We start from the raw sequence: 15,653 nt of genomic DNA, 5'->3' as shown, positions 1-15,653 counted from the left end.
TTTTTATCCTGATTATGGATGAGCATCATTAGCCGAAGTAGCATATAAACCTACCAATGCTCCGGTAAAACCTCCGGCCGCATTTGTAGAAAGAATATCGCCTGAAACGGTTCCGCCTAAGTTTTCAAAATCAACTCCATTTACTGCATAACTGAATTCATAATTGTCTCCCGCAGCTTTAACCTGCAGACGAAGTGTATTTGTTATTTTGATTTTAGAACTTCCGATAATTTTTGACTGTCCTTTTTCTGTTCTTTCCAGTATTATAAAAGTATCATTTCCTTTTTTAGTAATCCCGAAAACATAATTAAAACGTTCATTTTGAAGACAAACAATTCCGGCCAGATCTTTTTCTGACTGCGGTTTGTAATCTACTCCTGCTGTAAATGAGAATGTATTGTGCTGTTGCCTGTAAAAAAGTGTCGAAGTAGGTTTCATTTCTTTAATGTTTACTTCAAAAGGTGTTATTTCTAAACCTTTTTTACTTATTGAAATAAAGTTTTCTCGAGGACCTCTTAACCCTATCCATCTGTAATCTAATTTTTTAGAAGTAAAATTTTCTGTAAAAGTGAAATTTCCATTTGGGAAAAACCCATTTTTTCCTGTTTGGTTTGTAACTCCGGCCGGCATTTTTAGTTTTGGCTGCATAGGAACTAATCCGTTTTCAAAAACAGGAAATTCGCCAGACCAGTCTACAGGAAGCATAAAAGTTTCTCTTCCGGCGTTTACCCTGTCTTTCTCATTAGGACGAATACCTAAGAAAACGCCGTAATATTTATTGTCCGGTCCCTGAATTACATCAGCGTGGCCTGCCCAGTCTACTTTATTAGCTCTGTCTTTTGGAAAATAACGCTGGGTAAGAATCGGGTTGTTTGATGCTGGTTTAAAAGGCCCTTTTGGGTTATCACTGCTAAAAATAACTTCGCTGTGATTTCCCCCTGTTCCGCCTTCGGCACACATTAAATAATATTTCCCGTTTTTTTTATATAAATGCGGTGCTTCAATCCAAATAGGTTTTTTAGAAAGGTCTACTCCTCCGTCTACAATAATTTTATCGGTACCGGGAATTACTTTATCGGTAGTAAGATCATATTCCCAAATTTTAATTACACGGTGTCCTTCGTATAATTCTTTTCCTTTATCGGGTGCGTCATTATGAACGATATACCCTTTGCCGTTTTCATCAAAAAAGATAGAAGGATCGATGCCTCCGAAATCTAACTTAATAGGACTTCCCCATCCTTTCATGGGATCTTTTGTTTTTACAATGATATTTCCAAGGCCTCCTGAAAAGGCTGTTACAATCATGTAAAAAGTATCATTGTGCGGATTGTAGGTAATTCCGGGTGCATATACTCCGGCACTTATACCAGTGTCATGCGGATTAAATTCGGATACATTATTTAAAACACCTCCTAAATCTGTCCAGTTTACTAAATCTTTGGAATGAAAAATTGGCACGCCGGGAAACATTGCAAATGAAGAACATACCATGTAATAATCATCGCCTTTTTTGGTAATGGCAGGATCAGGATAACATCCCTGTAAAACAGGCGTATAAAATTCGTCCGTTTTTAATGGATTATTTTTATAAATCTGATCATCACCGCTGTAAACGACATTAGAAAAAACAGCTGTTTTTTTAGATTGCATTTTTTTCTGGGCCGTTCCTGTATAAAAACACAGAAGCGTTGCTGCCAGTAAAAAAAAGGTATTTCTTTTAATCATTAGTTTAGAATTTTATTTATTCAAAAAAACATTAAAAAGCCGAGAGAAAATGCCCCCGGCTTTCAACTTACAAACTTAAGATCATCAAAAAGTAACCGTAAAATCAACTCTTATAAATAGGATCTAAATTTGTTTAAAAAGTTAAGCTAGTAACCCGGATTTTGATATTTAGCTTTTTCATCAGCACTCATTTCCATACCATCTAACTGTCCTTGAGGAATTGGTCTCAAATAATGATGAGCATCAATAGTTCTGGTTATGGTTTCTGGTGTATGCTGTCCGTAATTAGATCCTCCAATTGAATATTTTCCTGCCAGATCATTCCATTTTTGAGTTCTTACCAAATCGTACCAGCGGTATCCTTCTCCAAAAAACTCACGTGAACGTTCCGCTAAAATGTAATTAATATCAATTATTGCCGGAGTTGCAGTTGTCATAGCCGTACTGTTGTCTGCTATTTTTGCTGTATTTCCATTATTATCCCAACGCCATTTTCCTGCTCTCGCTCTTATTACATTTACAAGGGTTCTTGCACTTAGGATTCCCGTTGCCCCTTTAACAGCAGCTTCTGCCGCTACAAGATATAACTCAGAGAATTTTGCTACAGGGAAAGGTCTTGTACTTGCAGCATTCGGCTGTCCTAATCCACCTGCATTATCTGTACGATATGGACCAAGCTTCCAGAAACCTGGATATACAATTCTGCTTATTCCGTTTGGAGAAATAACATAATCTGCTCTTCCCGGTAAAACTCCTGCTCCCACACCGCTGTCTCCTTGTCCGGAAGGGTAAGTAATAGGCGTTACTGGTTCTTCATTTAAAAACGTTAATACAGCATCGCCAGGTTTAATTGTTAATCCATTTGCATTGGTTAAAGTCGGTACAGTTGTTAGACCTGTTCCCTGCAAATTCCAGTTACCGCGATAAACCGCTGCAAAAGTTCCATCGTATCTTGAATCATTCGTTTTATCTGCAAAAGTTTTAGTGAATACCTCAATTGGAGGAACCATTCTTGTCCATGGACGTCCTAAAAACTGATTGGCTTCACGCTGCACAGAAGATACAGAAGCGCTTCCGTTTTTACTTCTAATAGAAGTGTAATTCCAGGTTACCATCCAGCCTGCAAAGTTATCTGGCGCACCGCCGCTTCCGTAGGTAAGACTACCTCCATTGTAATATTCGCTGGATTCCGTATGATCTGCATACAGCATTACTTCTTTATTTCTGTCGTTTGCTCCCGCATTAACATCATAAAAAGAATCAAGCAAGCCATAAGGTCCGGGATTATTAATTCCTTCTAAGGCTAAATCATAAGCCTGCTGAAAATACCATTGTGCATTATGTCCGTCAGGATCTGTACGCGGTGTATCCGGATAAGTTGGAATATTATTTGGATTTTCCAGCCACCATGCATAGGTCAAATAGGCTTTTGCTAATACTAAACGAGCTAATGTTTTAGTTGCTGTACCTGTTAATCGTGCAGCATCCGGCAATTCATTAACCGCAGCTTTTAAATCTGGAAAAACAGCTTTTGTATAAACCTCTGTAACGGTATTACGTTTTGAAGATCTTGATGGTTTGCTGTTAAATTTTAATTCTCCTGCTCCTAAATCTAAAGGCACACCTCCAAAAGTCTGAACCAATAAGAAATAATCGAAAGCCCTGAAAAATTTAGACTCGGCTATAAGACTGCTTGAAACCCCTACAGCTGCTCCATTTTCAATTATGCCGCTGGCTGTGTTTATATCATTGTATGAGTTATTCCATAAAACATCTGAACGGCTTGAATTAGGATTAATTACACCAACACCAGATAAATCATGATCTTTGAAATTCCCGTCGGCACTCTGAGCATAAGTAGTCTCATCTGTACCAGTCTGTGTAGCATTGTAAAAATAGGCCTGCCCGTAAATGTAACGAAGGTGTGCATAATGAGATGTTAATCCTTGTATTACTCCCTGTTCTGTTTTGAAATAACCCGGTTCATAAAAATCATGCGGCTTTTCTTCTAAAATATCAGTACAGCTGGCAAAGGAGTATAAAACTACTGATCCTATTATTAAATTTCTAAAAATATATCGTTTCATAGTTCTTCTTGATTAAAATGTTAAGTTAAGTCCAAATAAATAATTTCGGGTACTAGGGGTATTTGTACCAATAACCAAAAATCTTCTTTGGTACGAGGATACGGCCTGATTTTCATCTCCAAATGAATTGGTTTCCGGATCCATGCCCGATGCTCTATGATAAGGAGAGAAAAACACAAATGGGTTTTGTGCCGTAAAATAAACTCTTAGTTTGTTAATACCTAAATCTTTAATAAATTCCTGATCTAGTGTATACCCTAAAGTAAGTGCTCTGATTTTAACATAAGAAGCATCAAAATAGCCCATTGTAGAAATATATTTAGGATTATCCCCGCTTCTGATACCTCTTGGGTTAGGAAACTCCGCATCTCTGTTATCTGGTGTCCAATAATCAACATCAACATTACTTCTTCGGCCGTTCATCAAGTTAAGGTAACTTGCTCCTCCGTAAAGCGTGCTGATCAATACACCTCCGCTTTTAAAAGCTCCAACTGCTGAAAAATCAAAACCTTTGTAAGTTAAGTTTGTGTTGAAACCTCCCTGAAAATCAGGATCTGTTTCTATAATTTGTCTGTCATTTGCATTTATGGCTCTGGTTGGTGATCCGTCCGGATTAAAGTCTCCTGTATATTTTACCTTGATTGATCCTACAACCGTTCCCTGCTGGTTAATTCCCGTTGGTCCAGGTTCTAAAATTGACATATAAGGATCTCCTTCCTGCCAGATTCCAACTTTCTCATAATCATAAATTGAATTTATATTACGTCCTACAAACCAAGAGTTTGCTTCGTCTCTTTCTGCTCCTGAAGCAAGAGAAACCAGTTTGTTTTTATTAGCATACAGGTTAAATCCAACAGACCAGCTTAATCCTTCTGGATTGTCAAGAATTACTCCGTTTAAAGATATTTCGTATCCTTTATTTTCAGTAGCTCCTACGTTGGCCACATAACTGCTTACTCCAGATGTTGCCGGAAGACCTACTCTTTGTAAAAGGTCCTTGGTTTGTGTATTATAATATTCCAGAGTACCAGAAAGACGATTATTAAATAATCCAAAATCCAATGCATAATTCCAAGTGGTAGAAAACTCCCATCCTAAATTGGGATTGGGCAGTTCTGTTACATAAACACCCGTAGAATTTGTGTTTCCAAAATTATAAGGTCTTGTGCTTAAAGCTCCCAAAGTAGCATAAGGCGCTACTGCCTGATTAGAGGTTTCTCCATAACCGGCACGCAGTTTCACTAAATTAACCGTTTCTTTAATGCCTTTCATAAATGATTCATTTGAAACGTTCCATCCGGCAGAAACTGCTGGGTAAGTCACCCATTTATTACCATCAGACAATCTTGAAGATCCATCAGATCGTATTGTTCCTGAAATAAAGTATTTGTTGTCATACGAATACATAAGTCTGGCCATATAAGAACGAAGTCCCCATTGTGTATAATCCTGATTTGCCGGATTAATTACGGCTTCTTCTTCACTTTGTCCTAAATTATAAAACTGAAATGCATCAGAAGTAATTCCGTTTCTTGAAATCTGAGAGGTATTTCCTGTAAATTGCTCATTAGAATAAAGACCTACAAAGTTTACTGTATGCTTATCAGCAAATGTTCTGTCGTATGTTAAAAGGTTTTCAATAAGCCATTGTGTAGACAATGTATTGCTTATAGACGCATTCGATAAAGTAGCCGGATTTACATCAAAAACTCCTTGCCCTTCGTAATACCCACTGTTTGAAGTACGTAAATTCAATCCGGTATTTAGACGGTATTTTAAACCTTTAACTCCCGGAATTTTTAATTCGGCGAAAACATTATTGTAAGAACTAAAAGCTCTGTTTAAATTAACATACGATTCGCCTAAATTCCTAATCGATTCTCTGGTATAAACCCACTGATCATCAGCACCCATACTTACTATTCTTTTTAAAGATCCATCAGCTCTGTAAGGATTGGCAAGCGGAGAAGTTCCTAAAATAGTTCCTGTACCAATGTTATCTCCATTTGTTACAGCGTAATTACTGTTAGTTGTAAATCCTATACGAAAAGCACTTCCAATTTGCTGGTCTACACCGGCTCTAAGACTATAACGTTCGAATTTTTGTCCAGGAAGAACAGATTCTTCTTTATAATAACCTATTCCTGCATTGTATGAACCTTTCTCAGTTCCACCCGCAACGCTCACATCATGGCTGATCATTTCACCAGCTCCGTACAGTGAATCCTGCCAGTCTGTATTTGTGTTTCTCGATTCATCAACACCATCTGTATATAATCCGGTATAATCACGAAGAGCGGCAAACTTTTCACCGTTCATCATTGGGTATCTGCCAAAAACCTGCTTTATACCGCTGAATCCATTATAGCTAAATGTCGCCTGCTGATTTTTGCGTCCTTTATTACTGGTGATCATTATAACACCATTTGCTCCTCTTGAACCATAAATAGCAGTTGCAGATGCATCTTTTAAAATATCAACTGATTTAATATCAACCGGATTAATATCTCCTATCGAACCCGCAAATGGCACTCCATCCAGTACAATTAAAGGATCATTACTTCCTGTAAGAGATCTGGTTCCTCGTATACGAATTTGCATAGCGGCACCCGGTTTTGAAGAAGTCTGTGTTAATTCGACTCCAGGAAGTCTGCCCTGCAGGGCCTGCGTTATGTTTGCTGCAGGAACTTCATTTAACTCTTTACCTCCTATCGAGGCAACTGATCCTGTTACAGACTCTTTCATTTGAGTACCATAACCAATAACAACAACTTCTTTTAATGTACTTAAATCTTCTTCAAGAGTAACATTAATGGTCTTTTGTCCGTTTACAGCAACTTCTTTGCTTTTCAAACCTATAAAACTAAAAACAAGAATACCGTTTGAAGGAACACTGATAGAATAATTACCATCAAAACTGGTGCTTACTCCATTTTTAGTACCTTTTAAATTTACATTCGCCCCAGGAATTGGTCCATTGGTGTCTGATACCATACCTGTGACTGTTGTCTGCGCATCCACATGATAGGAAAACGCAAACATTAACATCAAAAAACAAAAGCATTTGAAACGCTTCTGCTTACTTGTAACAAAAAAGTTAGTCATAAAAATTGATTTAAATTAAGTTAGAACTTTGGTTTAGTTAATAAGTGTATTCAAAACAAATATATAGAAAAACAAATAATACACAATCGGTTGTGTAAATTTTTATTGATAATTACAAAAAAAAATGCTCGAAAAAAAATATAATAAATAATTTTACAATTAAAATATTGATTTTTTATCAAAAAATGATTTCAGAAGGAATGGATTGTTATTAATTATAAAATGATTTTTTATAAAATTTAACAAAAGAATAAAACATTAAATATTTACTGCATTTAAGAAAAAATGAAGTAAAAATAATGTTAAATAGAACATATTTTAATATTTAAGCTTCACTTATGCTGGAAAATTAAAATAAATTTGGGGTAAGAATGGGTGTAAAACTCTATTTAAACAATCGGTTGTTAGTTTGTAGAGTCTTCAAGTAGAGAGAATTATTTATTTAATACTATGCTGAATTCCTATTTATACTTATTTAAATCTCAAAGTGAAATCTTTAAAAGTAAGTCAATAAAATCCGGGTTCATTTCTTCTAAAACTAAACCCGGATTTGTAATAGTATTTGTTGGTTGTAAACATTAAAGAAAAAGTTTCTCAAATATTACTCTGTTAATTTATTATTTTGATTAATGTAAAATCTATACCCAAAGGGTTTTTAGTCATTTTACACACTAAAGGGAATTCTGGATTTTTTACAATCCACATTTCAGTTTGATCAATCTGTGCTTTTACATGAAAAGTGTCAAGAGATTTACCTTCAATTTGATTTTTTTTCGCATCTTTCTCATCTAAAACATAGGTTGTATTGTTATAAATAAACTGGTTGTTATTTAACAAATCCTCATAAGCTGCCTGCGAAATCATAAAAAAAGTTTCTGTGGGTTTTAAGTTTAAAACTGGTGCAAATTCTCCCTGATTATAACTCAGCGCATTTCCGTTTTTTAATGCTTCAGGCAAAATAACGATATTACTTTTTACGCCTCTTGTTTCTAACTTAAAAGTCAGTGTATCTTTTGCTATTTTAGCAATGAGCGATAAAGCTCTTGTCTGACCATGAAGTTTACAGCTATATTGTAATTCTGTGTTATTTTTAATAATTAGAATGTTTTGCGATTTTCCGGTTTGATACACGACACAAAAAAGAATGGCTAAAATTGTATTTTTCATTTTAGTGAATTTTATTTTGCCGGTGGTAAAATAATTGTTCCCCAGGCAGACGGTTTAGAATCCATTTCAAGAATCAATTCTCCTCCATTATTAATATCATCATGTAAAATCCATGCTTTGTTGTACGGTTTTCCATTTAAAAAAGCCGTTTTTATATATTTGTTTTTATCACTCATTTTCTTTGTTGTGATTTTAAAACTTTTACCGTTTTCCAGCTGTATTACTGTCTCCTTAATTAAAGGTGTATTGAGCAGATAATAAGGCTGTCCGGCGTTAGGATATAATCCCATCATATGAAAAGCCAGCCACGACGACATAGCGCCCGAGTCATCATTGCCAGGCAGGCCTGCGTGTGAGGTATTGAAATTGTTTTTAATGATACTGCTTATTCTGTCACTGCTTAAGTAGGGCTTTCCAATCCAATGATACAAACAAGGTGTTAAAAATGAAGGTTCATTGGCAACATTATACAGTTTTGAATCAAACAAAGTATTTAATCTGTTTTCGAATGCTTTATCTCCTCCTGATTTACGAATAAGTTCCGGTACATCATGAGGAATACTTAAGGAATATTCCCATGAATTTCCTTCGTAAAAGAAAACGCACCAATGGCAGACATACCAAGGCGATTCGATAATTACGGGAGTATATTTAAAAGTAGGTTTCTGGATTTTTGATTCTCCAAAAACAATATCATCCAGCCATTTTCCATCAGCATCTTTGGGCATAATAAATCCTTTGACTCCATTATTTTCATAATCTTCACGCCATAAATTCTGCCAGCTGTCTGCTTGTTTAATGTATTGATTGTAGATACCTGTTTTATTGAGTCCTTTTGCTACAATTGCAATGTTATAATCGTTGTACGAATAATCGATTGTTCTGTTTCCTGCACGGTCTATTCCATACGGAACATATCCTAATCGAAGATATTCTGTTAATCCTCCCCTTCCTTCTTTTTCTTCATTTCCTCCGGGCGGTACGGCTGCATCTTTAAGCATGGCCTGCAGTGCCAATTCATAATCTATTCCTTTTAATTTTTTTACAAAAGCATCGGCCAGAACAACCTCGGCATTAGAACCTCCCTGAGTTCTTCCATTATCATTACCGCTTCTTCCTTCGGGCAGATATCCTTCTCGTTTGTAAATATTCAGCATGGCGTTAATAATTTCAACTTTACGTTTGCTGTCAATTAATGTAATTAAAGGACTTGACGTTCTAAAGGTGTCCCAAATTGTATAAAAATCATCGTAGTACGGTTCATCATTTGTCCATAACGGATTTTCGCCTGTTCTGTCAACCGGCATAATCATAGTATGATACAAACCTGTGTAGAACATTTTTTTATATTCGTCTGAAGTGTCTGGCGAAAGTTTGATTCGGCTTAATAACCCTTCCCATTTATTTTTTAAAGAAATTAAAACGGTATTGAAATCCCAATGTGGAATTTCCACTTCAATATTGTTTTTTGCTTTTAGTTCACTTAAAAATGAAATTCCAATTTTGACATTAAGCTCTTCTTTTCCTTCATTTCCAAAAGAAAGCAGTGCCGCAGTTTTTTTTCCCGAATCAAATTGTGCTTTTTTATCGGCATAAAACTTTCCATCTTTACAGGTAACATATTTTGCAATTGGCTGATCAAAAACAGCCCAGAAATAAACGGTATATGCTCTTCCGTTATTCCATCCTCCTCTAATTCTGGTATAACCTCTTACTTCTGTATCAGAAACAATTTCGATTTGCGAACCTACAAACTGCTGTGCTTCTCTGCCGTCTGGTTCAGGCTGTTCTCCTAAAAAAAATCCGGGATCAATTTTTAATGCTTTTGATTTATTTTTAGGATAGGTTATTCGGTAAAAAGAAACTTTTTCAGCAGTAGTTATTTCCGTTTTGATATTATTTTCTTTAAAAATAGTCTCATAATACCCAAGCTTTACATTTTCTTCTGCTCTAAAAGAAGTCTGATCCATTTTATCTAAAGCTCCCGAAAACGGCATAATTGAGATGTTCCCGTATTTTGGTCCGCCGCCTGTTCCGCTCACGTGAACCTGACTGAATCCTGTAACTTCTTTAGGCATTGGAAGCCAGCCGCTATTAGGATGCACCGTACAATCCGGGCTTGGTTTTACCATTCCGTACGGACAGGAAGGGCCAATAAAAACCCTGCCGACTCCTTCAGATCCAATCATAGGGTCTACATACGCATGAGTTTTATATTGTGCTTTGGCCGTTATTATAAACAACGACAGGCTTAAAAAAAATATAACTTTTTTATTTTTTTTCATTTTTTCTAATCTTTACCATTCGTTTTTGTGACTTTAGTCAGCTGGATAACAAAGAAAACCAGTGTAAAGCCATTTTAAAAAAGTAGTGTTTGTATAGTATTGCTGTTTGAATAAAGTCTCAGAATTCATGACTTTGTTTTCTAAACAACCAAAGATTATTAGATAATATACTTTTACAATTATAATAAACTAGTGAACTTTAGTATATAAACGGCTGTTTGGCTTGGGGCAAAAAAGGGTAAAATTAAAAGGATCTACTAGTTTATTATAGTTGTTAAAATGCATTTATAAAACGCTAAGAGTTAAAGAAAAATAAAAAACAGGGGGTTTTAAAAAGTTTTTTAAAACTACCCTGTTTTTAAACAACTAACACAAAAAGACTGCTCATTTTAATGCAAACAGAAAATGAGCAGTAACTTTCAAACTCAAAACAATAAAACTAACTTATTTTTAATATCCTTTATTCTGTTCTAAATATCCTGGAACGTTAGAAGCTCCGTCAATTGATCCTTGAGGAATAGGAAATAATCTCTTGTTTACATCTGTATCTGTTTTTTCAGTCCATTTATCTTCAAAATGTCCAAAACGTATTTGATTGGTTCTTCTTAAACCTTCCCAGTAAAATTCGAAACCATATTCTCTGTACAAAATATCTAAAGTAATTGCAGGAAGTGCAGCAGGAATTGGGGCACGGGCTGTTCTTGAAGTTCTAACTGTATTCATATCAGCTAAAGCACCAGAAGTATCTCCTTTTCTTAATTTAGCTTCAGCGCGCATCATCAAAATTTCAGCATATCTAAGCATTACCATGTCTACACTGCTGAACGTATTTCCATCAGGAGAAGTGTGGCTAAATTGATATTTCGATACTCTATATCCGGAATAGTGCATACTTCCTTCTTTAGTAAAATCAACTTTTTCTGTAAGGTTTACATAACCTACGTTTTTATCAGGACCATTTCCTTTAATTTGTTTAACCGGATAAATTCTGTATCCGCCGTCACATTTATAAAATGCTCCGTTAGCATCTTTTCTTGCAGCCCACGGAATACCTCTCATAATTCCTCTGTCTATTTCAAACTCTTCAGCTTTAACGCAATAGTAGTGGTTTTCGTCATTTAATGGAGAAAGCCCTGTAAGATCTTTCAAATGAGCTGGTACTTTTGCGTTGTTCTTATAAAATCTTGAATCAGCATCGGCTGGATCTACAGAACCGTAGGCGCTTACCCATGTTTGATAAAAATCTGAAGTAATAGCAGGACCATCTGTACCATCTGCATTGATTGATTCTGGTCTTGGGAACATCGATCCTGGTATTGACCAATAGGCCCAACGGTTGTGCTCATCAGCTAAAACTCCACGCTGATCTATTGAAAAGATTACTTCTTTATTTGAATTATTACTGTCATCAAATAAATCAAAATATTCTGGAGATAAACTGAATTTACCGGAGTTAACAATATTATCTGTGTATTTGATAACCTTATCCATATCTGCAGTGGCAAATGATGGTGTTCCATAAGGATCGCGGTAAACTGCTGCATTTAAATATAATCTTGAAAGAAGTCCCCAAACTGCAGCTTGTGTCATTCTACCTGGTCCTCTGTTTGTATTAATCACATCGGCAACAGACAATAACTCATTTTCTATATAAGTAACAGCCTCTTGTCCGCGAAGGATTTCAGAAGTACTAGCCGATGTTTCTTTTTTAAACACAAGTCCCCAGCTGTCTAATGTCTGCATATTTAAATACGCTCTTAAGGCTTTCATTTCATAAAGTGCACCTTGTGCTTCTGTATTTCCGCCTTCTGCAAGAGGAGTCAATACTTCAATAGCAGATAATGTTCTGGAAATATTTTTAGTAAGGGCATTCCAGGTACTTGTAACCAAATCATTAGTAGGCGTTGTAGTATGCGCATGTACTGCTAAATACTTACCTCCATCGTACCAGTCCGTTCCACCTCTGTAAGGCAAAATACCTTCATCGCTGGCAATTAACTGTAAACCAAAATTATTTGTATGGTACCATGTTGATTTTAACTGGCCATAAGCCGGAGCAATAGCACCACTGATTGCTTCTGCTTGTCCTGCACCATTTAAGGATTCGTCAAGTACCTTTTCTTCTAAGTCAGTACAGCTCCAGTTAAAGAATAAACTGAATGTAAGACCTGCTATTAATATTTTATTTTTCATGTTTTGTTATTTTTTGATTAAAATGCTACGTTTAAGCCAAATACAATTGTTCTGCTTCTTGGGTAACTGAAATAATCAATACCAAAAGACTGAATTTCGCCTACAGAAGTTCCTGTATTAATTTCAGGATCGTAACCACTGTATTTTGTGATTACAAATAAATTTTGTCCTGTTACAGAAAGACGAATATTATCCATCACATCAGTAAGACCAATTAATTTTGGGTTCAAATTGTATCCCAGCGTAGCATTATTTAATCTTAAGAAACTTCCATCTTCTAAGTATCTTGTAGAAACCGTATTAGAGTTTGTAGATGCTTCGTTTAAATATTGTGAAGCTCTGTCTGTAGTATTAAAAGAGTTTGCTAAATTTCCTCTATTGAATGAAGTCATTGCAACGTGATTGTAAATTTTATTACCGCCTGCACCATTAAAATTAGCACCAAAATCAAAATTCTTATATTTTAAATTCAGGTAAAAAGCATAGATATAATCTGGCAATGCACTTCCTGCAACGATACGATCATTGTCAAGAATAGAACCATCTCCATTGGTGTCTGCAAATTGGTTCAAACCATCAGGGCCAATTCCTGTAAAATCAAGCATGTAAAAAGAACCAATTGGGTGTCCGTTCAAAACTCCGTTGATAGTTGCTCCAGATTGTCCGCCTCCTTGCGCTGCTCCGGTTGTCAATATTTTATAAGGAGAGTTTACTACTTTATTTTCTGTAAAAGATACATTTCCACCAATGCTGTAAGAGAAGTCTTTGCTTTTGTCACTGCTGTAATCTAAAGCAATTTCAATACCGTTGTTTTGTACTTCCATACTAGGAATGTTTGTCCAATACGTTGGTGCAGGCTGAATAGGATCTACGGGCGCAACTTCTAACAAAATGTTATCTGAAACTTTATTAAAATAATCAACAGTACCCGATAATCTGCTATTGAATAGACTAAAATCTATACCTATATTGGTTTGTGTTGAAACCTCCCATTGAAGAGATGGATTTGCTAAACGAGTATAGATTGAACCATAAGGATAACCAGCTAAATCATTAGCAGTTGGATCTAATGGATAAGTATCATATCCGCTGTTACTTTCTGTAAAACTTGTTTTTGTTTTTTTAGAAGGAATTTCCTGAACACCGGTTTTACCCCAGCTTGCTCTTAATTTAAGATTGTTCAAAATCTCAGATTCACTTAAAAAATCTTCTTTAGTTATGTTCCATCCTAATGCTACAGATGGAAAATAGGCGTATTTATTGTCACTTCCAAATTTAGTAGATCCATCGGCACGCATAGTTGCAGTCAGCAAATATTTGTTGTCATACCCATAGTTTAATCTTCCGAAGAAAGACTGAAGTTCATTTTCTACTGCAGATGAAGACTTGCTTCTAAGCTCAGTTGCAGCTCCAATTTGATTTTTAGGCTCTACACCATTATCAGGGAATCCTCTAAAGTTATAATTCTTTTGATTTACTTGTACTTTCTGGTAAGACTGACCTGCTAAAACCGTAAAATTGTGGTTCTTAACATTAAAATTATACGTTAAGGTATTTTCGTATAAAACATTATTATTTGTAGTCGTAATGTTGTTCAAAGTACTTTCGGTTGTATTAGTAGCCGAAGTATATGGTAAAACTTGTATGTCTCTTTCTGACATTGAATAATCAACTCCAAGGTTAAATTTATACGTTAATCCTTTTATAAATTCATATGATGGAGTAATATTAGCAAGAATACGATTGTTGTTTGTTTCATCAGAATAAATTCTCTGGCTGATTAACGGATTTACAGCATCGTTACTTAAGTTAACATTTGGTTCTCCGTTAACATATACAGCATCAGTAGGATTTAATGTCAGCATATTTCCAACAACATTTCTTGCATCTGGTCTTGAATTTTCAAGTTTCGTTGCTGTCAGGTTAAATCCAATATTAAACTTATCGTTTAATGCTTTTTGGTTTAAATTCAAACGTCCTGAATAGCGTTTTAAATCACTATTTTGTAAAACACCTTCCTGATTATCCATACCTACAGAGGCAGCATAATTTGATTTATCAGTTCCGCCGCTCATCGATAAATTAACGTTTTGAGAAACTCCTGTTCTTGTTAATTCATCCTGCCAGTCTGTATTTGCGCCGCCGTCCTGAAGAGTTCCGTTTACAGCAGCAACTTGTTTTCTAAATTCATCGGCACTAAATACATTCACTTTATTAGCTAATGAAGAAAATCCAGTAGTCATAGAAAGGTTTATTTTTGTCTGACCTTTTGAACCTTTTTTAGTTGTAATTACCACTACTCCATTTGCCGCTCTGGAACCGTAAATAGCCGCCGCAGATGCATCTTTAAGAACATCAATGCTCTCAATATCCTGTGGATTGATAAAGTTTAAAGGGTTTGTAGCAACACCATTACCAGAATTGTCAAGAACAAATCCGTCAACTACATAAAGAGGTGTTGTTCCAGAACGTAAACTTCCAACTCCACGAATAATGATATCCTGATTTGCACCTGGCTCACCACTTGCTGCCGTTACATTTACTCCGGCTACTTTACCTTGAATTAATTGTCCGGCATTAGCAACAACTCCTTTATTAAAACTTTCGCTTTTTACAGAACTAATAGCTCCAGTTACATCTGATTTCTTTTGAGTACCGTAACCTACAACTACTACTTCATTTAAAGTACTAACTTCTTCTGCTAAAGAAACTGTTAGTTTTTGAGTACCTGAAAAAGAAACTTCTTTTGTTTTAAATCCAACATAAGAAAAAACCAAAACACCGTCGTTTATTTGTGTTTTAATTTTAAAGTTACCGTCAAAATCTGTTGTTACAGCTCCTTTTGGCTCTCCTTTTATATACACAGAGACTCCTGGTACGGGTACTTTTTCAAAATCAGAAACTACAACTCCTGATACTGATACCTGCGCATAGGAATATGACATACATCCTAAGGCAAGAATTAACAATGCGTAAATTTTTTTCATTTAAAATACTTTTTTAGTTTTCTCAAAAGTATTTTAAGGAACCTGCTAACAGGAGGATTTTTGTTTATCAAAAGAGGACTATTTTTTCAATTTAGGATAGA

7 protein-coding genes are annotated in these 15,653 nt (G+C 35.5%); all 7 read right to left on the bottom strand.

Annotated elements, in window-relative coordinates; genetic code table 11:
* Positions 1 to 12 precede the first annotated feature (12 nt).
* Positions 13 to 1,728 (bottom strand): glycoside hydrolase family 43 protein, encoded by a 1,716-nt coding sequence (locus tag L1276_RS24825; RefSeq protein ID WP_253792566.1) that lies wholly within the window; start codon positions 1,726 to 1,728, stop codon positions 13 to 15.
* Between the two features lie 146 nt (positions 1,729 to 1,874).
* The gene (locus L1276_RS24820; RefSeq protein WP_253792565.1) at positions 1,875 to 3,815 is read right to left on the bottom strand and encodes a RagB/SusD family nutrient uptake outer membrane protein; all 1,941 of its coding nucleotides are present in this window, start codon (positions 3,813 to 3,815) and stop codon (positions 1,875 to 1,877) included.
* Between the two features lie 12 nt (positions 3,816 to 3,827).
* Entirely contained in the window at positions 3,828 to 6,920 is a 3,093-nt protein-coding gene (locus tag L1276_RS24815; protein WP_253792564.1) for a TonB-dependent receptor, read from the bottom strand.
* A 609-nt stretch (positions 6,921 to 7,529) separates the two neighbouring features.
* Positions 7,530 to 8,087: a hypothetical protein gene (locus L1276_RS24810; RefSeq protein ID WP_253792563.1), complete on the bottom strand. Its 558-nt coding sequence runs from the start codon at positions 8,085 to 8,087 to the stop codon at positions 7,530 to 7,532.
* Between the two features lie 11 nt (positions 8,088 to 8,098).
* The gene (locus L1276_RS24805) at positions 8,099 to 10,372 is read right to left on the bottom strand and encodes a GH92 family glycosyl hydrolase (RefSeq protein WP_253792562.1); all 2,274 of its coding nucleotides are present in this window, start codon (positions 10,370 to 10,372) and stop codon (positions 8,099 to 8,101) included.
* A 450-nt stretch (positions 10,373 to 10,822) separates the two neighbouring features.
* Positions 10,823 to 12,565: a RagB/SusD family nutrient uptake outer membrane protein gene (locus L1276_RS24800; protein ID WP_253792561.1), complete on the bottom strand. Its 1,743-nt coding sequence runs from the start codon at positions 12,563 to 12,565 to the stop codon at positions 10,823 to 10,825.
* A 17-nt stretch (positions 12,566 to 12,582) separates the two neighbouring features.
* Positions 12,583 to 15,552 carry a TonB-dependent receptor gene (locus L1276_RS24795; protein WP_253792560.1) on the bottom strand — a complete coding sequence of 990 codons (2,970 nt, stop codon included), beginning with the start codon at positions 15,550 to 15,552 and terminating at the stop codon, positions 12,583 to 12,585.
* Positions 15,553 to 15,653 lie beyond the last annotated feature (101 nt).

The organism is Flavobacterium sp. HSC-32F16, assembly GCF_024171645.1.
GTDB lineage: Bacteria > Bacteroidota > Bacteroidia > Flavobacteriales > Flavobacteriaceae > Flavobacterium.
This window is presented reverse-complemented; position numbering and strand designations above follow the sequence as displayed.

Excerpts from the sequence above, each read along its gene's own strand:
- L1276_RS24800 (WP_253792561.1), bottom strand. The coding sequence starts at position 12,565 with ATGAAAAATAAAATATTAATAGCAGGTCTTACATTCAGTTTATTCTTT.
- L1276_RS24815 (WP_253792564.1), bottom strand. The coding sequence starts at position 6,920 with ATGACTAACTTTTTTGTTACAAGTAAGCAGAAGCGTTTCAAATGCTTT.
- L1276_RS24795 (WP_253792560.1), bottom strand. The coding sequence starts at position 15,552 with ATGAAAAAAATTTACGCATTGTTAATTCTTGCCTTAGGATGTATGTCA.
- L1276_RS24825 (WP_253792566.1), bottom strand. The coding sequence starts at position 1,728 with ATGATTAAAAGAAATACCTTTTTTTTACTGGCAGCAACGCTTCTGTGT.
- L1276_RS24805 (WP_253792562.1), bottom strand. The coding sequence starts at position 10,372 with ATGAAAAAAAATAAAAAAGTTATATTTTTTTTAAGCCTGTCGTTGTTT.
- L1276_RS24820 (WP_253792565.1), bottom strand. The coding sequence starts at position 3,815 with ATGAAACGATATATTTTTAGAAATTTAATAATAGGATCAGTAGTTTTA.
- L1276_RS24810 (WP_253792563.1), bottom strand. The coding sequence starts at position 8,087 with ATGAAAAATACAATTTTAGCCATTCTTTTTTGTGTCGTGTATCAAACC.